Source organism: Neobacillus sp. BF23-41 (assembly GCF_041106275.1).
In genome coordinates this window covers 49,531-69,722 of sequence record NZ_JBGBPR010000002.1, presented here as the reverse complement: position 1 = coordinate 69,722, position 20,192 = coordinate 49,531, and the positions used below count along the sequence as shown (strand labels likewise).

At 38.2% G+C, this 20,192-nt stretch carries 19 protein-coding genes and 1 riboswitch; of the genes, 14 read left to right on the top strand and 5 right to left on the bottom strand.

Annotation, left to right across the window (positions count from 1 at the left end; translation table 11 throughout):
* Positions 1-83: 83 nt before the first annotated feature.
* Entirely contained in the window at positions 84-281 is a 198-nt protein-coding gene (locus tag AB7942_RS03510) for a DUF4083 family protein (RefSeq protein ID WP_257208669.1), read from the top strand.
* 88 nt (positions 282-369) lie between these two features.
* Here AB7942_RS03510 and AB7942_RS03505 read toward each other — a convergent pair whose 3' ends face one another.
* A complete protein-coding gene (locus AB7942_RS03505) occupies positions 370-1,014 on the bottom strand; it encodes an HAD family hydrolase (protein ID WP_369445805.1) in 645 nt (214 codons plus the stop codon).
* A gap of 225 nt (positions 1,015-1,239) precedes the next feature.
* Between AB7942_RS03505 and recQ the strand changes: the two genes are divergently transcribed.
* A complete protein-coding gene (gene recQ, locus AB7942_RS03500) occupies positions 1,240-3,372 on the top strand; it encodes a DNA helicase RecQ (RefSeq protein ID WP_369445804.1) in 2,133 nt (710 codons plus the stop codon).
* Between the two features lie 153 nt (positions 3,373-3,525).
* Here recQ and AB7942_RS03495 read toward each other — a convergent pair whose 3' ends face one another.
* On the bottom strand, positions 3,526-4,326 hold the full coding sequence (locus AB7942_RS03495) for a formate/nitrite transporter family protein (RefSeq protein WP_335401900.1): 801 nt from the start codon (positions 4,324-4,326) through the stop codon (positions 3,526-3,528).
* Positions 4,327-4,542: 216 nt separating this feature from the next.
* Here AB7942_RS03495 and yfkAB point away from each other — a divergent pair, with 216 nt between their 5' ends.
* Both yfkAB and AB7942_RS03485 read left to right on the top strand, forming a co-directional pair.
* Entirely contained in the window at positions 4,543-5,658 is a 1,116-nt protein-coding gene (yfkAB, locus tag AB7942_RS03490) for a radical SAM/CxCxxxxC motif protein YfkAB (RefSeq protein ID WP_369445803.1), read from the top strand.
* A gap of 367 nt (positions 5,659-6,025) precedes the next feature.
* Positions 6,026-6,670 carry a GntR family transcriptional regulator gene (locus AB7942_RS03485; protein WP_369445802.1) on the top strand — a complete coding sequence of 215 codons (645 nt, stop codon included), beginning with the start codon at positions 6,026-6,028 and terminating at the stop codon, positions 6,668-6,670.
* Between the two features lie 114 nt (positions 6,671-6,784).
* Here AB7942_RS03485 and AB7942_RS03480 read toward each other — a convergent pair whose 3' ends face one another.
* The 3 genes from AB7942_RS03480 to ttdA all read right to left on the bottom strand — a co-directional run bounded on the left by AB7942_RS03480 (position 6,785) and on the right by ttdA (position 9,180).
* On the bottom strand, positions 6,785-7,582 hold the full coding sequence (locus AB7942_RS03480) for a fumarylacetoacetate hydrolase family protein (RefSeq protein WP_369446128.1): 798 nt from the start codon (positions 7,580-7,582) through the stop codon (positions 6,785-6,787).
* Positions 7,583-7,660: 78 nt separating this feature from the next.
* Positions 7,661-8,272: a L(+)-tartrate dehydratase subunit beta gene (gene ttdB / locus AB7942_RS03475; protein WP_369445801.1), complete on the bottom strand. Its 612-nt coding sequence runs from the start codon at positions 8,270-8,272 to the stop codon at positions 7,661-7,663.
* Positions 8,269-9,180, bottom strand: a complete 912-nt coding sequence (gene ttdA, locus AB7942_RS03470; RefSeq protein WP_369445800.1) for a L(+)-tartrate dehydratase subunit alpha — start codon at positions 9,178-9,180, stop codon at positions 8,269-8,271. Before ttdA ends, ttdB begins: the two co-directional genes overlap by 4 nt.
* A 441-nt stretch (positions 9,181-9,621) precedes the next feature.
* Between ttdA and AB7942_RS03465 the strand changes: the two genes are divergently transcribed.
* From AB7942_RS03465 to AB7942_RS03420, 10 genes are all read left to right on the top strand, one after another.
* Positions 9,622-10,938, top strand: a complete 1,317-nt coding sequence (locus AB7942_RS03465; protein ID WP_369445799.1) for an MFS transporter — start codon at positions 9,622-9,624, stop codon at positions 10,936-10,938.
* Between the two features lie 256 nt (positions 10,939-11,194).
* A riboswitch (SAM riboswitch) is annotated at positions 11,195-11,302 on the top strand.
* Positions 11,303-11,431: 129 nt separating this feature from the next.
* Positions 11,432-12,547, top strand: a complete 1,116-nt coding sequence (locus AB7942_RS03460; protein ID WP_369445798.1) for a sugar ABC transporter substrate-binding protein — start codon at positions 11,432-11,434, stop codon at positions 12,545-12,547.
* 69 nt (positions 12,548-12,616) lie between these two features.
* Positions 12,617-14,119, top strand: a complete 1,503-nt coding sequence (locus AB7942_RS03455; RefSeq protein ID WP_483310833.1) for a sugar ABC transporter ATP-binding protein — start codon at positions 12,617-12,619, stop codon at positions 14,117-14,119.
* Position 14,120: 1 nt separating this feature from the next.
* Entirely contained in the window at positions 14,121-15,125 is a 1,005-nt protein-coding gene (locus tag AB7942_RS03450) for an ABC transporter permease (RefSeq protein ID WP_369445796.1), read from the top strand.
* A gap of 205 nt (positions 15,126-15,330) precedes the next feature.
* On the top strand, positions 15,331-15,561 hold the full coding sequence (locus tag AB7942_RS03445; RefSeq protein ID WP_369445795.1) for a hypothetical protein: 231 nt from the start codon (positions 15,331-15,333) through the stop codon (positions 15,559-15,561).
* Between the two features lie 63 nt (positions 15,562-15,624).
* Positions 15,625-15,798 (top strand): YrdB family protein, encoded by a 174-nt coding sequence (locus tag AB7942_RS03440; protein WP_369445794.1) that lies wholly within the window; start codon positions 15,625-15,627, stop codon positions 15,796-15,798.
* A 203-nt stretch (positions 15,799-16,001) separates the two neighbouring features.
* On the top strand, positions 16,002-16,991 hold the full coding sequence (locus tag AB7942_RS03435) for an SIS domain-containing protein (RefSeq protein WP_369445793.1): 990 nt from the start codon (positions 16,002-16,004) through the stop codon (positions 16,989-16,991).
* 62 nt (positions 16,992-17,053) lie between these two features.
* Positions 17,054-18,346, top strand: a complete 1,293-nt coding sequence (locus AB7942_RS03430; RefSeq protein ID WP_369445792.1) for an ABC transporter substrate-binding protein — start codon at positions 17,054-17,056, stop codon at positions 18,344-18,346.
* Between the two features lie 73 nt (positions 18,347-18,419).
* Positions 18,420-19,301, top strand: coding sequence for a carbohydrate ABC transporter permease (locus tag AB7942_RS03425; RefSeq protein WP_098930128.1), 882 nt, complete (start codon positions 18,420-18,422; stop codon positions 19,299-19,301).
* Positions 19,294-20,187 (top strand): carbohydrate ABC transporter permease, encoded by an 894-nt coding sequence (locus tag AB7942_RS03420; RefSeq protein ID WP_373408485.1) that lies wholly within the window; start codon positions 19,294-19,296, stop codon positions 20,185-20,187. Before AB7942_RS03425 ends, AB7942_RS03420 begins: the two co-directional genes overlap by 8 nt.
* Positions 20,188-20,192: the final 5 nt, after the last annotated feature.

The following is a 20,192-nucleotide window of genomic DNA, read 5'->3' as shown; positions in this document are numbered from 1 at the left end:
TAGATTGTAATAGCACCATACAATATGAAAACATTAATGTATAATAATGGTATAATTACATATTTAAGGGGAGGTTTTGGGTGATGGGCAGAACTGATATATTTGGTCTCGTTGCCATGATTCCAATTTTATTGTATTTAGTCATTCTTGTGTTTAGTATATATTTCATAGTAAGAACAATAAGGTTCATGAATGAAAAAACCAAATTAGACCAACAAAGAAATGAGAAGTTGGATGAACTGATTCAAACGATTAAAGTAAATAATAGGACAGAAGAGTAAATGAAATCATTTGAAAAAACTGTACCCCTTATTGTTAGATTAGTGTCCAACAATTCGGGTGCAGCTCAAAGACCTAAGCGTTTTCTTGTTAAATGATTTGTTTTAAGCTAAAGTCAACAAAGGACTCTGAACGAATGGTTTTTTCGTGAAAGGTTAAAAATGATGTAACCTGATTTGGGATCACGATACATCTCATCCCTGCTTCAATTGCTGCTAAGGCTCCATTAAGTGAATCTTCAATTGCTAGTGCCTCTTGCGGCTCTACCTGCAACTCCTCTAAGGCCTTTAGATAAAGGGCAGGATCAGGTTTAACTTTTACTACATCTTCTCTTGTTTTAATTACCGAGAAATACTCCCAAAGCTGAAACTGTCTAAGGAACCCCTCGACCCATTCTCTCGATGAACTAGAGGCAAGCCCAATCATAAGCCTGAGCTCCCTAGCTTCCTCTAATTTTTCCGCAACTCCCTCACGCACTTCTAAAATTCCCTTTTTTTCTAAGAAGCGCTCATGTGCTAATTTATTTATTTTTTTCGAATCAACCTTCATTCCCGTTTGGGCCTCTAAGTATTGAAAAAATCCCTCATCTGTAGTTCCAATACATTTAGCAAATTCCTCTAGTGGCAATTCAATATTAAACTTCTCTTTTAACAATTCCTCAAATACTTGATACCAAATCGTCTCTGTATCAATAATCGTTCCATCAAAATCAAAAATAACAGCTTTAATTGTCATGGTCTCCTCCCATTCTAGTGCACCAATTTACTTCTAGGTAGTTTCATTATAAATTGAATCCCTGCGACTGTCGCAAATTTAACTAAAAGAATAGAAACAATTTACCAAAGGTTTACTTACTATTATTGATAAATGCTTTTTGAAAATCCAATTACAAGCAGTATAATAGAGTAAGAATATCATTAACTTAATAGGATCATCTATGTATTGAAAGGAGGAAAAATATTGTTTGAAAAAGCATTGCCATTACTAGAATCCCACTTCGGTTATAGCTCCTTCAGGACGGGCCAGGAGCAGGCAATCCGTTCTGTTTTATCTGGTGAAAACACAATTACTGTTATGCCAACGGGTGGCGGGAAATCCATCTGTTATCAAATTCCTGCACTTGTCCTTCCCGGTACCACGATTGTCATTTCCCCACTGATTTCTTTAATGAAGGACCAGGTTGATGCCCTCATTCAAGTCGGTATTCCGGCAACATTTATCAATAGTTCGTTAAGTTTTGGCGAGGCAAATAGGCGAATGATAGAAGCGGGCGAAGGAAAATATAAGCTTCTGTACATAGCGCCTGAGCGTTTGGAATCACGTGAATTTCTTGAAGATCTTTACAGCATGGACATTCCATTAGTAGCCGTGGATGAGGCCCACTGTATTTCGCAATGGGGACATGATTTTCGGCCAAGCTATCGCCATATTCAACAACTAATTAATAGCTTGCCGCAAAGGCCAATTGTATTAGCCCTTACTGCTACAGCTACACCAAAAGTACGTGAGGATATTTGCGATTTATTAAACATTGATGAAGAGAATACGATTATTACCGGATTCGAGCGGGAAAATCTGTCCTTTACGGTTATCAAGGGCCAGGATCGGGACAAGTTTATTAAAGACTATTTGAAAAAGAATGATAAAGAAGCAGGCATTATCTATGCAGCAACAAGAAAGAATGTCGACCAAATTTATGAGAAATTACTGAAAGCGAATATTAAGGCGGCCCGCTATCATGCGGGGATGGGCGATGTGGAGCGAAATCGTGAGCAGGAACGATTCTTAGAAGATAAAGCGACTGTGATGGTCGCCACCTCTGCTTTCGGAATGGGAATAGATAAATCTAATATTCGTTATGTGGTACATTATCAGCAGCCCAAAAATATGGAGAGTTATTATCAGGAAGCGGGCCGTGCGGGCAGGGATGGTTTGAAGAGTGAATGTATCATGCTTCATTCCTCACAGGATGTGCAAATTCAGCGTTTTTTAATTGATCAATCCAGTGATCGGAGCCGCATCACACAAGAATTAGCTAAACTCCAGCAAATGGTCGATTATTGCCATACCGAAAACTGTCTGCAAGAATTTATCTTAAAATATTTTGGTGAAACCGAAACAGAGCCTTGCGGCAGATGCGGCAACTGCTTGGATACGAGGACAAGCATCGATGTAACGAAGGAAGCCCAAATGGTGATGTCCTGCGTCATTCGGATGGGGCAGCGCTTTGGTAAAACGATCACAGCCCAAGTGTTAACAGGATCGAAAAATAAAAAAGTAACAGAAATGGGTTTTGACAGACTTCCAACCTATGGAATCATGAAGGATAGGAGTTCGAAGGATGTCAGCGACTTTATTGAATTCTTGATATCACAAGAATTGATCGCGATCGAGCAAGGGCAATTTCCAACCCTATTCGTTTCACCAAAAGGAAAAGATATTCTGTTAGGTAAAGAACAGGTCCATCGCCGTGAAACTGTACAGGTGAAACAAGTGGCCAAGGATGATCCATTGTTTGAAGTGTTAAGAGAAGTGCGGAAGCAGATTGCCGAATCAGAAAAAGTACCGCCATTTGTCATTTTTTCTGATGCTGCCTTAAAGGATATGTGTGCAAAGCTGCCGAAGTCTACGGAAGAATTTTTACAAGTTAGTGGAGTGGGAGAACTGAAACTTAAAAAATATGGCCTAGAATTTATTCGAGCCATCCGTACCTTCTGTGAAACTAATGTAGACTATCAAAGTGAGTTGGTACCTTTAGAGAAAGCTCCAAAGAAGCCCGCTAAAAAAGCTGGGGTAACCGATTCTCATTTGGAGACATTAAAATTACATCAGGGGAATATTTCGATTGCGGAAATTGCCGAGCAGCGGAATTTAGCAGTTAGCACGGTGGAAACCCACTTACTTCAATGTGCGCAACAAGGGTTAGAAGTTGATTTTTCAAAACATATTCCGGATGAATACATGCCGCTTCTAGAAAAAGCCTTGGCAGAAGCTGGACGGGAGCGCCTCAAACCAATCAAGGAATTGCTTCCCGAGGAAGTAAGCTATTTTATGATCAAAGCCTATGTTTATTTTATTAGCAAAAAGAAATAGATTGGCAAAAAGAAGGCATACATCAAAGAAATAATACAATTATCAATATTTTTAGAATATTCTTAATTGTTGTCGATATCCCTGTTATCTTGTTGATATTTCCCCGGGAATTTGTCGATATCACCTAATAAAAGAACAGGGCAGCATGTAAACTTAGCTGCCCTGTTCTTTATCATATTCATCTAAAAATGGCTTATTAGCATAATAGTACATCATCGCCATGAAAACAGCGCCGCCAATCAGGTTGCCAATCGTTACAGGTACTAGATTGTGAATCACTCCACCCCATGAAATCGTACCTGGATGGTTTAAAACTAAGGCAATGGCAAACGTACACATGTTAGCGATACTATGTTCATATCCGGAAATAAAGAAACAAAAAACAAACAGCATCATCGCAAACATCTTCGGTCCATCGCCTTTTAGACCCATCGGAAGAAAAAAGGCCATACAGACGAGCCAATTACATAGAATCGCTCGGAAAAATAGCTCGGTTGTTGGAACCTGCATTTTGATCTCGACAACATGGAGTAAAAAGCCGTTAACCTCTGAACTTTCATAAAGCCCAGTTGTAAAAATAATAAAGGCAAAGACCGCCGCCCCGAGAATATTTCCAGCATAACTGCAAACCCATAACTTCAAAACCTCTGTCCAGGTCATTTTCTTACGCAGCGCTGCATAAGTGTAATAAAACGTATTTCCGGTAAATAAATCGCCACCGCCATAAGCGATTAAAATGATAGCAGATCCGAAGGTAAGTGCCGCCATCGGATAGGCAAACGGGTTATCTTTAACATAAAAGAAATTCCCCGTTTTAAACGCTACAATGACGCCAAAGCCGATAAACATACTAGCAAGCGCCGCCCGTAAAATATAACGGAGGATGCTTTGCCGGAAAATTTTCATCTTTTTTAGGGCGAGTTTCTCGGCTTCACCTAAAGGCTGCATTTCCATGTTTGTCATAACCACCATTCACGAATAGATATTATCCGTTTATTTTTAATCGAAAAGGGCTTAGTTATGTATTATTGGGTAAATTTTTCATTATACAAGCTTAGTATAATAACATTTTATAAAACATAAACTTTTGTAATAGTTAAAAATAGCAATAACATCCGTAATTCAGTTATAATAGAGGAGTTTTTTGAAGACTGATTTTAAGGAGTCATTATGTCGACATTGAAAAAAATAACCCCATCGTATGATCCATGGGAAGCCTATTTAGATATCGAGCAATATGGAAAGCCTCAGTTAACCAATATCGAGTTCACCACAACAACACTTTGTAATATGCGCTGTGAGCATTGTGCGGTAGGCTATACACTCCAAACAAAGGATCCGCAGGCGATTCCTCTTGATTTGCTATTAAAAAGATTAGAGGAAATTCCAACATTACGTTCGATAAGCATTACCGGAGGAGAACCGATGTTATCCTTATCCTCGGTAAAAAATTATGTTGTACCGATTTTAAAATATGCCCATGAGCGCGGTGTACGGACGCAGATTAATTCCAATTTAACCCTAGATCTAGATCGTTATGGATTAATCGTGCCTTACTTAGATGTTTTACATATTTCGCATAACTGGGGGACCGTCGATGATTTTGTCGAGGGTGGCTTTGCCAGAATGGAACGGAAGCCTGAATATGAACAACGGGAAAAATATTTTAATAGAATGATAGAAAATAGTCGTGGACTGGTAAGAGCAGGGGTGATGGTATCGGCGGAAACGATGCTAAACAAGCGGACACTACCGTATTTAGAAAAAATTCACCGCCAAATTGTTGATGAAATGCTATGCCAGCGCCATGAAATACATCCAATGTACCCAAGTGATTTTGCTAGCAATCTCGAAAGATTATCACTTAATGAAATAAGAGAAGCAATCCATCACTTACTTGATGTCAGAGATGAAAATGTGTGGATGCTGTTTGGCACGCTCCCATTTTATGCATGCAGCGATAATCAAGAGGATTTAGCTCTTTTACAACGTTTATATAAAAGTAAAAATGTCACCGTCAGAAATGACCCTGATGGACGTTCGCGATTGAATGTAAATATTTTTAACGGAGATATTATTGTTACTGATTTCGGTGATACACCGCCACTAGGAAATATCCAGACTACAAATCTGTTACATGCATATGATACCTGGCAGTCGTCTGCCTTAGCAAAGGAATTAAGCTGTCATTGCCCGGCGGTTAAATGCCTTGGACCCAATATATTAGTTAAGAACAGTTATTATCAGGAAATGGACTTTATCAAGCGAGAAAACAGAATTAAGTAATAAAGCCAAAGTACTTTAAATGACATACATTTAAAGTGCTTTTCTTATTGGACCATTCTAATTCTAAATTGTCGTGTTAATGCGGAGAATACTAAATAAGGTTATTGTCTTTATCACTCTATAATTGAGTTTGATCTTGTATTTCTGTTATTATTTTTAAATGGAAGCTTTTATCTTTAATTTTAGCTAAAACAGCATTCTTTTTAAAATGTAATTATAACAAATTTTGGGGAAGTGTGTTTATACAATGAATACTCCGGATGAACCTAAATTGGAAGATGTTAATTCGAAAGAATTAGATCAATCTTCTCTTTCTCAAAGCATTCAATCATTTTTATCCAGTTTAGATAAAAATGGAGAATCACGGTTGCCACAACGTGCTTATCTAGCGACTCGACATGCCATACGAGATCTTCAACTTCCTCCCGGACAAACCGTATTAGAAAGGGAAATGGCTGATATCTTGGGTATGAGCAGAACGCCTGTCCGTGAAGCGCTCGTGCGTTTAGAGATGGAGGGATGGGTACGTCTCATACCTCGTCGTGGTTTTGTTGTGGCACCAATTGTAGCAGATGATTTACAACAAATTTATGAAGTTGTCGAAGGGCTCGACGGCATTGCATGTAGCCTTGCTACTAAGCGTGCCACATCTGCAGAATTAGACCAACTTGATTATTTGGTGGAGGAACAAGAAAAAGCATTAGAATTAGGCGATCTACTGTTATGGACGGACCTTGATGAGCAATTTCACCAAACAATTGTTGATTTAGCTCAAAATCCTCGTCTAAGAGGGATTATGGATAGTCAAACTGATCAACTATATCGTGCCCGATTATATACGATTAAGCTTCGACCTAAACCAACACCCTCCATAATGGATCACAAAGCCATCGTCACTGTTATGCGAACAGGTGAACCGGAAGCAGCTCGTATGATGCTACAATCCCATCGATATAGATCTCGTAATGAAATATTAGAGGCTATACGCACTATGCCAATATCATCTATTTAGGTAGTCACAAGATAGGTAATCTCTCCCTAGTTAAAAATACAATTTTAAAAAATAAAAAAGGCTGAAGAGATTTCAAGAAATCCTCTACAGCCTTTTTCATAAAATGTATTTTTTCTATTTAACATAATTGACTAGCTTACCGATATTCTCTACTTCAACAGATACGACGTCTCCTGATTTCATTGGACAACTACCAGCAGGTGAACCAGTAGCTAAAACATCACCTGGCTCCAGAGTCATAACCTTTGAAATCCAACTGATTAGGAAAGGAATCGATAGTGACATCTGATTAGTGTTACCATCTTGTACTACTTTGCCGTTCAAAGAAGTAACTATTCTTAAATTAGTTGGGTCTATACCAGTCACGATGCACGGACCCAATGGTCCAAAAGTGTCAAAACCTTTTCCGCGTGTAAACTGGGGATCGGCTTTTGTTAGATCTCTCGCAGTCACATCATTAAATACAGTGCAGCCAAAAACATAATCCAATGCCTCTTCTTCTTTTATATTTTTGCCGCGTTTACCAATAACAAGTGCCACTTCCCCTTCCATTTCTACTTGCTTGGTTAAATCACTGGAAGGAAGAATGATTTCCCCTTGATTTGGAATCAGGGAAGAAGCAGGTTTTAAAAACAAAAATGGTTCTTTGAGATTTGCCTTTCCCCCAGTTTCTTTGGCATGTGCAGCGTATGTCCAGCCAAAATTGATCACTTTTGAGGGGGAAACGGGTTCTAAAATGTTCACATCATTATATTTAACTTTTACACCATCAAATTTTAGTTCATTGTTTTGAATTTCAGTAAAATTACTGGTTAATTGTAAAATTTCATCATTTTCAACAATTCCGTAATATATTTTATCGTTATTATTTTGATAACGAACAATTGTTTGAGATCTTTGAAGTACCTGCATTACCACACCAGACCAGCTCCATTTATAGGTTAAAAGCCTTTGTTTGTCATATCCACAAGGGTACCTGTTATAGACTATTTACTTGATGAATCGTACTTGCTTACTAATTAATTCATATTGTTCGTCCTTCTTTTTATTGAACTCCACTTTATTTTCTTCAAAGATGTTATTTCCGTCTGCGTCAATAGAAACAATGAGAGGACCAAATTCATTTACTTCGCATACCCAAAGAGATTCAGGCATTCCAAGGTCTTTCCAGTGGACTTCCTTAATCTGCTCCACCTTTGTTGCGGCATAAACCGCATTTCCAGCTGGAAAGACAAGATGCAGCGCTTTATGAGTTTTGCATCCTTCTTCAGTGTTTTTTCCCATCCCGCCTTTTCCAACAATGAGTTTAACACCTGTTTCTTCGATAAATTCCTTTTCAAACTTTTCCATTCTCATACTGGTTGTAGGACCTATAGAGATAATCTCGTACTCTTCATTTCCATGGTCTCTAACAATGGGACCCGCGTGGAAAATGGCTTTACCATTTAAATCAACAGGTAATGGAATTTTTTCCTCAATGAGTCTTCTGTGCGCAACATCCCTGCAAGTAACCAATGTACCAGTTAGGTAGATAATATCTCCTATTCTTATATCCTTAAGATCTTCATCTTTTATAGGTGTGGTTAATACTTTCTTACTCATAGTGTTGCCCCCTCGTGAGTATTAATTTCATAGTCTAAATTACTGTCAAAGGTGATCTTCCCTCTTCTATGGGACCAGCATCCTGTATTAACCGCCACTCCAATAGTAGAAGGATGCCTTGCTGTATTCACCACATTTACACCCATGACTGAACTAGATCCCTTAAGTCCCTGAGGTCCGAGGCCAATAGCATTGATACCATCTTCAAGAAGCTTTTCCATTTTTGCAGCGTTTTCATTTTCATTTTGACTTCCAACAGGTCTCATAAGGGCTAATTTTGAATTTAAAGCGGCTGTTTCTACAGAAGTACCGACTCCAACACCTACTAATAGAGGAGGACATGCGTTGAGTCCATAACTTGTCATGCGGTCAAGGACAAACTTTACAACGCCTTCATAGCCCTCACCAGGCATAAGAACAGTTGCAACTCCAGGAAGGGTACATCCGCCTCCTGCCATATAAGTATAAATTTCCACTTTGTCACTGTCTTCTTCAATTTCCCAGAAGATACTAGGAGTACCATTTCCGATATTCTTTCCTGTATTGTATTCATCGAATGTCTCTACCGAATTGTGACGTAAAGGGGTTTCTTTGGTTGATTTAAATACACTTTCTCTTAGAATTCTATCTAATTGCCCAATTAATGGGAAGTTCTGTCCACACTTTACAAAAAATTGAAGAACACCTGTGTCCTGACATGAAGGTCTCTTTAACTCAAAAGCTAGTTTTTGGTTATCAAACATAGTTTTGTAAATGATTTTTGCTAGAGGATTATCTTCCCCTTCACTAAGTTCTTTCAGTTTATTTTCCACATCATCAGGAAGTTTATAGCTGACAAGGGATACAAACTTTGCCATTAGATCAGTCATCTTTGTTATTTGTTGCGTTTTATCCATAACAATACTCATAATAACTCTCCTTTTTATTCTTTTTTCACCAACTGTATAGTTAAGTGATTGTGGGAAGATCTTCTATATTTATTATTTATCAACGTATACATTAATGTCAATCAAAATTTAATGAAAATAAAATAGTTACCACTACACAAGATAATAAAGGAAGGTAAACCCTTTAAATTTGTTAAATTTATGACGAAATACAATTTTTTATATAAAAATAACTAATAATCTGAAAATAGGATATTGACATTAATGTATACGTTAATTAATAATTGGTGTAAGGGTTTTCAACTGAAAATCACACACATTATCAGTAATGGAAGGAGGTTAATGAAAGCTTTATCATGTATTTCTTATAGCAATCATCTAATTGGATTATACTTGCAACAAGATGCGACTAAGATATTGAACAACAATACGTTGGACATCTTTTAAATAGGGGGGAACTTTATGAGTGTTAACATGAAAGAATTAAAGGCATTTACGAAAAAAACCAATACACGTTATGTGATATTGACTATTTTATTCATTACGACCGCAATCAATTATATTGACCGTTCAGCACTAAGTGTAGCTGCACCTGTGATGTCCAAAGAGCTACAACTGGATGCGGTTTCATTGGGGATAGCTTTCTCAGCATTCAACTGGGCCTATGCCTTTTTGCAAATCCCGGGCGGCTGGATGCTCGATCGATTTGGAGCACGTGTTGTTTATGGGGTTGGGTTGTTCGTATGGTCACTGTTTACTTTTTTTCAAGGATGGACTAGTGGTTTTCTAATGTTATTCATCTTAAGATTTATCGTCGGGATAGCAGAAGCTCCTTCGTTTCCCGGGAATAGCAGGTTAACGGCCATGTGGTTTCCTCAAAATGAACGTGGCAGGGCCGTCTCGGTCTATAATTCTGCCCAATATTTTGGACTTGCTTTGTTTACCCCTATACTCGCATTTCTTTTACAGAAATTTGGATGGCATATGATTTTTTATGTTGCTGGATTGGCCGGAATTGTAGCGTCATTCTTTTGGTTTAAACATATTCACGAACCGAAAAAACACCCAAAAGCAAATCAAGCTGAAATTGACTATATTCTGGAAGGCGGCGGCTTGGCGAATGCAGGGGATAAACCGATAAAAATCAGGTGGGCTCATGCAAAACTACTTTTGACCAACCGACAAATGATAGGAATCTATATTGCACAGTTTTGCCTCAATACCATTGTTTGGTTCTTCTTGACTTGGTTCCCTACCTACCTTGTGCAAGAAAAACATATGTCCATGCTCAAGGTTGGCTTTATGGCTTCACTCCCATATGCAGGTGCCTTTTTAGGTGGAATCGTCGGTGGATATATATCCGACTGGCTGTTAAAGCGTGGAAAGTCACTTGGTGTAGCACGTAAAACACCAATAATAATTGGGTTCTTGTTTTCAAGTATTATTGTTCTCGCTAACTATACTTCATCAGCAGCACTTATCATGCTTATCATGTCGGTAGCCTTTTTCGCCAAAGGGATGGCAGGTGCAACTTGGACGCTTGTTGGCGATATGTCTCCAAAAGAAATCATTGGATTGAGCGGTGGAATATTTAATACATCAGGTAACTTGGCTGGTATCGTAATCCCTATTGTAGTTGGATATATTTTAAGCACTACGCATTCCTTCAGTGCTGCATTATTCTTTATTGGAGCAGTCTTGATCATTGGAGCATTATCTTATATCTTTATCGTGAATAAAGTAGAGCGGATCGAATTACCAGCAGAATTAATGGAGTAAAAACCAGCTCTAAAAAATGTACAAGCTTCATGGAAATTAAATTTGAAAAAGAAGGCTAGCCTATATCTTAAATGGTTAGCCTTTCTTCATTTTAGGATTTATTACTATACCTGTAACGCTTCTTATTTTTCAGCACTTATATTCAAAGGCTTGAGGCGTAGGAATAATAACTATATTAGAAATATTCAAAACACTATTGACAACTTGTTAATGGGAGACTAAAATCTAGTTTATTACTTTAAATGAATAATACGTTCTCTTATCAAGAGTGGCAGAGGGACTGGCCCGATGACGCCCAGCAACCGTTCCGTTTGGAATTGGTGCTAAATCCTGCAAAACAATTTATTGTTTTGAAAGATAAGAGAGGAGTAGTCCCTTAATTTGTGATGAAACCTCTCTTTTCTGGAGAGGTTTTTTATTTTTATATAAAAACAAACCTTTCCAATCGGAGTAATGGAGTATTGATAAGAATCTAAAAGGGGGAGCTTTAATCATGAAAAGAAATATCTTTAAAAGTACACTCGTATCAGCATTAGCAGCAACACTCTTACTCACAGGCTGTGCTTCTGAGGGAGAAACAAAACAAGCAAGCGCTCATAAAAAGGTTTCACTTGAAGGTGTATCTGAAAAGTTTACAAGTGGTGATCCGTTAAAAATCAAGGTTATTCGAAAAATTGGCGGTGACGATCATACTGCCCAGTTCTTAGCAGGTGCAAAAGAAGAGGGAGAAGCCTTAGGTTTTCAAGTGGACGTGTTTACCGCAAATGGTGACACAGCTAAGTTCCATGATGCTATTAATCAGTCATTAGACCAGGATTATGATGGATTTATCATTTCTCATGGTGACGATGATGCGACTGTTAATGATGTAAAAAAGATAGTTGAAAAAGGAAAAAGTGTAGTTACATTTGACTCGAATCCAAATATTGCGAAGGTTGATGGAGTAACGCTTACTTCACAGGATGATGAAGCCTTAGCAACTTTGGCCCTTGATCAACTCGTAAAGAATACAAACGGAAAAGCAAATATTGCCTACCTATGGGTCGACGGTTTCCCTGCAATGGTTAGACGTAATAAGGTTTATCAAGATGTCCTTTCAAAAAATCCTGAAATTAAAGAAGTGGAACGCTTTGGTGTGGCAGCGGCAGATACAAGTGTACAAACACAAAACGCAGTTGCAGCCATGTTAAATAAATATCCAAAGGGCAAACTGGATGCCATATTTGCTACTTGGGATGCTTTTGCAATCGGTGCAGCACGAGCTTTGAAAGAAGCGGGACGTGAAGAAGTGAAGATTTATGGAATCGATGTTTCCAATGCGGATCTGCAAGAAATTCAAAGAAAAGGCAGTGCTTGGAAATACACAGCAGCTGTCGATCCGAAACTTATCGGTGCTGTTGATATGAGAATACTTGCGAAAAAGCTTGCAGGTGAAGAAACACCACAGACCTTTGATTTAGATGCTTCACTTGTTTCACAAGAAAATCTTCTCAAAGCAAAAGAGCCTGTGAACATGGTTAATCTGGCAAAAATTATTCCAGGCTGGGGTCAATCGACTGCATTTGAGGAAGAGTGGATAAAAACGTTAAAGAAGCATTATAAAGAATAGTCGGTATACAACTAGACACTCTCTTTTTCAATAGATGAAGAGAGTCTTTGCTTACGGGGGATGATTTTGATGAGATCAACATTGGAGATGAAAAACATCTCAATAGAGTTTCCTGGTGTGAAGGCATTGAATCAGGTTGACTTTTCGATGGAAACGGGAGAAATCCAAGCTTTGATTGGGGCAAATGGGGCAGGGAAATCAACGTTAATGAAGGTTCTCGCGGGTGCTTATGACCACTATACCGGTGAAATAAGGTTAGATGGAAAAAAACTAAAGATTCGTTCTCCGAAAAATGCCCAGGACACAGGAATACAAATCGTTTATCAAGAAGTAGATACGGCTCTCATTCCATATTTAACTGTCGCAGAAAATATTATGCTCCTTGATACAGTCCATAACATGGGGAAAAAGCAATGGATGAAATGGAAGGACCTTCATCAAAAGGCGGGTCAAATATTAGCGGGTATGAACATTAAGCTTCCGACGAAGAAGCTGGTAAGTGAGTTAACGTTAGCGGAAAAACAAATGATCTTAATCGCTAGGGCTGTTTCAAATCAGTGTAAGTTTCTTATTTTAGACGAGCCGACTGCACCATTGAGTCATACTGAAACGACGGAATTATTCCGGATCGTCCGTGATTTAAAAAAGCAAAATGTAGGAGTTATCTTTATTTCCCATCGCTTGCCAGAAATTTTTGAAGTCTGCGATGAAGTGACCGTAATGAGAAACGGTGAATTTGTTGCAAAAGAGCGAGTTACTGATACGGCCATCAACAAAGTGGTGGAGCATATGCTTGGTCAAAAATTAGAAGAACAGTTCCCAGTGAAGAATACGTCCATTGGAAACACGGTCCTTGAGGTAAAAGGACTTTCAGAAAGAGAGAAAATTAAAGATTTACATATTCATGTTAAATCAGGGGAAATCATTGGAATTGCTGGACTTGTGGGTGCTGGAAAAACAGAATTGTGTAAGGCGTTATTTGGCTCTGAGAAATTAACTGGGGGAGACATCTTTCTTCATGGCAATAAATTAAAATTAAAGAGCCCCTATCATGCGGTTAAGAAGGGAATTGTTCTAGTTCCAGAGGAACGGAGAAAGGAAGGAATTCTGGTTCTTGAATCGGTAGAAACCAATTTAACAGCTGCAAACTTAGGGGAATTTTCAAAGGTGTTTAGCTTTTTAGATCGAAAAAAAGAAAAAGAAACGGCAAAGCAGTTGATCCGTCGCCTCGGAATTAAAACCCCTTCCGAAGAAACCAAGGTACAGAATCTTTCCGGAGGGAATCAGCAAAAGGTCGCAATCGGAAAGTGGCTCGTAGCTGAAGCGGATGTATATATTTTTGACGAACCAACCAAAGGCGTCGATGTTGGCGCAAAGAAGGATATCTTTGAGTTAATCGCTGAACTAGCAAACCGGGGTAAAGCAATTATTTATGCTTCTTCAGAGCTTTCGGAGATTATTGGGATTACTGATCGGGTCTATGTTTTATATGACGGTAGGTCCGTAAAGGAAATTGAAACGAGAGAAACGAACGAAGAAGAACTATTATTTTATTCAACAGGGGGCAGGTAAAATGGAGGCAAATATTGCAGCAAAGAATCAGGAAGCCCCGGCAAAAAAAGTATTTGAGTTATTTCGCTTTTTATATAAATATGGGACGATTATTACGATTCTTGCACTTATTATTATATTTTCAGTTGCTAATCCTACTTTTATTCAGGGCAGTAATATCATCAATATCTTACGTTCGATCTCCATTGTTACGATTATCGCTATCGGTATTACGATTTCATTGTCTGTCGATGGTTTTGATTTATCGGTGGGATCGGTCGCTTCCTTATCAAACGCCATTGTCATTTCGATGTTTGTTTGGTTTTCACAAAACACATTGGTGGCGGTCATTTCTGCGATTTGTGCTTCCTTAGTAGTAGGAGCAATAAACTCATTCATGATTGTGAAATTAAGAATTCCAGATATGCTAATGACACTAGCTACGATGTTTATTATTCAAGGGACAGCATTGACGTATACAAAAGGGGCCACGGTTTCACAAAACATGGTTATGTCTGATGGCTCGATGGCATCGGGTCTGATCAGTCCATTTTTTGCAAAAATCGGAGAAGTGCCGTGGATTATTATCATCATGGCTGTGACCGTGATCCTCGTGCATATCTTTTTGAACTATACAAAGCATGGCCGTTATATGTATGTGATCGGTGGAAACAAAGAAGCGGCAAGACTATCAGGTATCCCTGTTAATAGATATAAAGTAGCAGCGTATTTACTTTCGTCTCTATTTGCCTCCATTGGCGGGATTGTGCTCGCTTCAAGGGTTTTGACATCAGAAATTAACTCTGGTGCTCCCTATTTAATGGATTCAGTTGCCGCCGCTTATATTGGATTTTCAGTACTTGGGGCTGGAAAGGCCAACGCGTTTGGAACATTTGTTGGAGCCGTCCTGATCGGGATTCTCCAAAACGGACTCGTGATGATGTCCGTCCCATATTATGCGATGGATATTGTTAAAGGCACCGTCTTGGCCTTTGCATTAGCAATTACGTATTATAAACAAAAATAATTGAACAAATTTGAGACCTATTCACATTGTGGATAGGTTTATTTTTTAAAAATGAGCAGGATATCAACAAGGAATGAGAGTTTATCATCAGCAAATATAAAGGTTTTAACTACAAATATTAGGATATATCTACAAATTTTAATGTTTTATCTACAAATATTAGTAAGTTTTGAGGAACAATATATAGGAACCGGAGGGAATTTTAATGGAACACTATGAAGCATTTTTGCGAAGCAAGAATTGGTTTGATATCGACTTGGATTCAAGGTACATAAATGTTAATCATCCCTATGCTATCTTAATTTCTGAGGAAGAAGGGCAAATTACCTTAAGAGGATACACTGGATTTGATAATGGTCAGAATGGCGAGGAGATTTTTACTTTTACGTCTTTAAAAGAGCTGCAGGAGTGGTTTGAAAACAATATTGGGGAGTAATGATCTCAAAAGCCAGGGCATATCCCTGGCTTTTTAGTTTTTGGTGGTGTGATTAAACAAGGGGTGAGCGTAAAAAAGGGGAGTGGCCGATCAAATGAAAAGGCGGCCGATAAGTTGTCGCAGGGAACAATATTAAAAATTATCGCAGGTATCGGCCTGCCATTACTAATAGCTGTAATATGGGGGATGTTCGGAGCTCCAACTAAAACTAGATTAATAATGGTTATCAACGAATAAATGGAGGCCAGCGAAACACCTTTGATTGCTGAGGTTTTTTTTGTCGTTAACTGTCGTTTCATTTTTCTGAAAATTTGATTGACTAGAGTTTGAAAGTATAGTAATTTATATATAACAACATATAACGTTATATAAAGTTGTATATTGTTTAAAGAGTTTACTAGTGTTCATTCACTAAAATATTTTATCAGGGAGGCAACAAAATGACGACTGAATTAGTAATTGACGTGAAAAATCAAGTGCAACAAGCATTAGCAGAGGTGGAAAAAAGAAATATTTCCAGTGTTTTCTTTGTAGCATGTGGAGGCTCATCCGCCATTATGTATCCAAGCAAGTATGTAATTGACCGTGAAGCAAAGGTTCTTGATGCCCACCTGTTTAGTGCAAATGAATTTATCCATCGCAATCATGCAAAACTTGGAAGCAATTCCCTGGTTATTCTGTGCTCGCACTCAGGAACCACACCTGAAACAGTAGAAGCAGCAAAATTTGCTAGAGCAAAAGGGGCTTTGGCTGTTTCTTTAACTAATGTGGAAGCGTCACCGTTGGCGCTAGCTTCAGATGTCGTGCTGAAGTATCAATGGGGTGAAGGAGCAAGCGCTTTCACGACGAACTATTCGGTTTTATATCAACTAGTATTTGGTGTACTAAAAGTTGTTGAAAATAACGAAAAAGCTAGTATAGTAGAAGAAAGTCTTGAGAATTTACAGAATGTTTACGAAAAAGCAGCTGCACTTTATCAATCGAAAGCAGAAGCATTTGGACAAGATTATAAAGACGAGAAGATCATTTATACAATGGCAAGCGGAGTAAACTATGGTGTTGCCTACTCCTATGCAATTTGTATCCTTATGGAAATGCAGTGGGTTCATTCCCATGCCATTCACGCGGGAGAATACTTCCACGGACCATTTGAAATTATTGATGAAGAAACACCATTCATTATCTTGCTTGGTTTAGATGAAACAAGACCATTAGAAGAAAGATCACTAGAATTCTCTAAGCGTTATGGCAAGAAACTGGTTGTCCTTGATGCAAAGGACTTTGATTTCACTGGGGTAGCAGAGGAAGTACAGGGATACATCGCTCCATTAGTGTTAAATTATGTTTTAAGAAAATACGCGGATCAGTTAGCAGAAGCACGAAATCATCCGCTATCAAAAAGAAGATATATGTGGACAGTTGAATACTAAACCTAGCTAATATACAATGCATTAATCATAGAAACGGATTCCTTTCTGGAGGGGAAAGCTTAATGAAGAAGTTGTTGATTTTAAGTATTATTTCTATCCTTTTTCTATCCTTTTTTGCTGGCTGTTCTAAGAGTTCTAGTTCAACGAATGGAAAAGATGTAGTTGAACTAAAATTCTTCCACCGCTGGCCGAATCAACCTAAAAAGCAATATTTTGAAAAGGCAGTCAAAGAGTTTGAGAAGGCCCATCCCAATATTAAAATTAAAACGGAAGCCGTTTTAAACGACTCTTATAAAGAAAAGATTCGCGTTGTCTTAGGATCAAGCACCCCTCCAGATGTATTCTTTTCTTGGAGCGGAGAATTCGCTTATAACTTCGCACGTCAGGGACAATCACTTGATTTAACTAATTTTGTTAATGAAGATAAAGCGTGGTCGGATCAAATCATTGCCTCCCAGTTCAATGCCTTCACTTTAGACAGTAAAATTTACGGAATTCCTTGGTCGACTGACGGAAAGGCCTTCTTTTACAATAAGAAAATTTTCAAGGATTTAAATCTTGAGATTCCAACCACTTGGTCCGAACTAATTGATGTCTCTAAAAAGGTAAAGGCCGCAGGACTTACGCCAATTACATTCGGAAGCAAAGCACCGTGGACGATTTCCCATTATATTGGAACATTGAATCAATTGATGGTGCCACAGGATGTTCTTGATAAAGATTATGATCCCAAAAATCCTGAAGGTGATTACTCACATCCAGGTTATGTTAAAGCATTAGAGAAATTCATGGAACTGAAGCCGTACTTTAATAAGGGAGTTAATTCTGTAGACCATGAATATTCACGGGAGTTATTTAACAGTGGAAAAGCAGCGATCGGCTTCTTCCAGCTTGCAGAAATCGGGCTTATTGAACCATCTTTAAAAGAGGATTTAGGTGTGTTTAATGTACCAGGTGTGGAAGGTGGAGAAGGAAATGCCAACTCCATCACAGCAGCACCAGAAGGAATCATGATTTCTTCGAAAACAAAACATCCAAAAGAAGCAATGGAATTTGTCAAATTCTTAACTTCGAAGGAAAAAGGTACAGAGCAGTTAAAAGAGGTAAGTGAATACAGTGCGGTTAAAGGAACAACAACCGATGAAAATGCATCCAAGCTTCAACAGGATGCCATCAATTTAATTGTTAATGCTGAACAAACATACTTATGGTTTGATACAGCTGTTGATATTAAAATAGTCGATGCTTATTTAAATGGAACACAGCTAATGTTGGACGGCAAGAAAAGTCCAAAAGATGTAATGAAGGATGTCAGAGCAGCAGCAAAAGAAGTTAAGGCGTCTGCAAAAAAATAGGAAGCCAGAAAAGGTGGTTGCAAGTTGACCACCTTTTTTCCAAAGATACGCCTGTTAAAAAAGGGGAGTTATTATGCAAAATACAAACAAGTGGTTACCATACTTATATATTGCACCTTGCTTAATCTTTATGGCCCTTTTTGTTTACTATCCAATTGTTGAAAACTTTTTTTATAGTTTCTATGATTTCTCTGCTTTTTCCGTAGAAAAAACATTTGTTGGCTTTGAAAATTTCCTTAATCTTTTTAAAGATGAAGTTTTTTATATAGCATTAAAAAATAATCTCTGGTATGCAGTCATCTCAATTATCTTTCAGGTATTTGGCGGACTTATTTTAGCGGCTATACTTGAAGATCCGCTTACAAGAATCATAAGTGGATTGTTCCGTACCGTATTTTTCCTGCCAGTTGTCATTTCGATGACTGTCATTGCTTTACTGTTTACGTTTGTTTATAACCCGGATATCGGAATTTTAAATGGGCTATTAAATTGGTTAGGGCTTGAAAATTTAACTAGGGCTTGGCTGGGAGAATCTGAAACAGCTATTTTCGCTGTTATTGCTGTGTCACAGTGGCAAAGTATTGGTTATATTATGATGTTATTTATTGTCTCGATTCAAAATATCCCCCAAGAATTGTATGAGGCTGCAGAGATCGATGGGGCAGGGAAAATTCGTAAATTCTTTTCAATCACTGTTCCACAAGTAAAAGAGATGTTCTTCGTTACAACACTTATTACCTTAACCGGTGCATTTACCGTCTTTAATGAACCGTATATTTTGACAGGCGGCGGACCGGGTAATTCTAGTGAAGTATTAGGAACATTACTCTACCATTCAGCTTTCGGTAAAGACCAAATGGGTTATGCTTCGGCTGTGGCCACTGTGATTTTAATCATCACCTTAATTGTTTCCTTGGTTCAGTTGAAACTATTTAAAACAGGAAAGGATGTTTAGAGTGGAGACAAGCAAAGTAATGGACTACCATCATTCGATCCCAATCACAAAAAAAAATAGGAAGCAAAAGAATGTTGTTAAAAGTCTGCCAATTTTTACAATCCTAATCTTGTATTTTGTAGTGATTGCTTATCCGCTTTTTTGGATGGTAATTAACTCATTTAAGTCCACTCCAGAGATTTTCTCCAGCAGCTGGGCTTTACCAAAAGAATGGCTGTTTTCAAATTATACAGAGGCATGGAACACAGGGATTTCTGGATATTTTGTTAATAGTTTAATTGTTACAGCAACTACCTGCTTCCTAACAGTATTAATAAGTGCACTCGGAGCCTACAGTTTATCTAGGTTTGAATTTAAAGGGAAGAACATCCTATTAGTTTTCTGTATGGGAGGAATGATGCTCTCCCCTCAAGTTAGTTTAGTCCCACTATACAAGCTCATTCAATTATTAGGAATTCATGATACGTATTTTGCAATGATCTTTCCCTATGTTGCTTACCGAATTCCAATCACCATCCTACTGATCAGAGCTGCTTTTCTAGAGGTACCGAAAGAATTAGAGGAGTCTGCCTTTTTGGACGGATGTAATACATGGACCATTTTTACAAAAATCTTTGTTCCTTTAAATAAACCGATTTTACTAACAGGGGTAGTGTTAACTGCATATTTTACTTGGAACGAGTTTATGTTTGCGTTAATCTTTGTTGATTCTGATGCGCTAAAAACCATCCCTGCTGGATTGATGCAATTTCGGGATGCCCTTCAAACGAATTGGGGAGTTCTGATGGCTGGCTTAATGATTTCAGCCCTGCCGATCATTCTCTTATTTATGTTTATGCAGAAGTATTTTATTAGAGGTTTATCATCAGGCAGTGTTAAAGGATAAGGAGG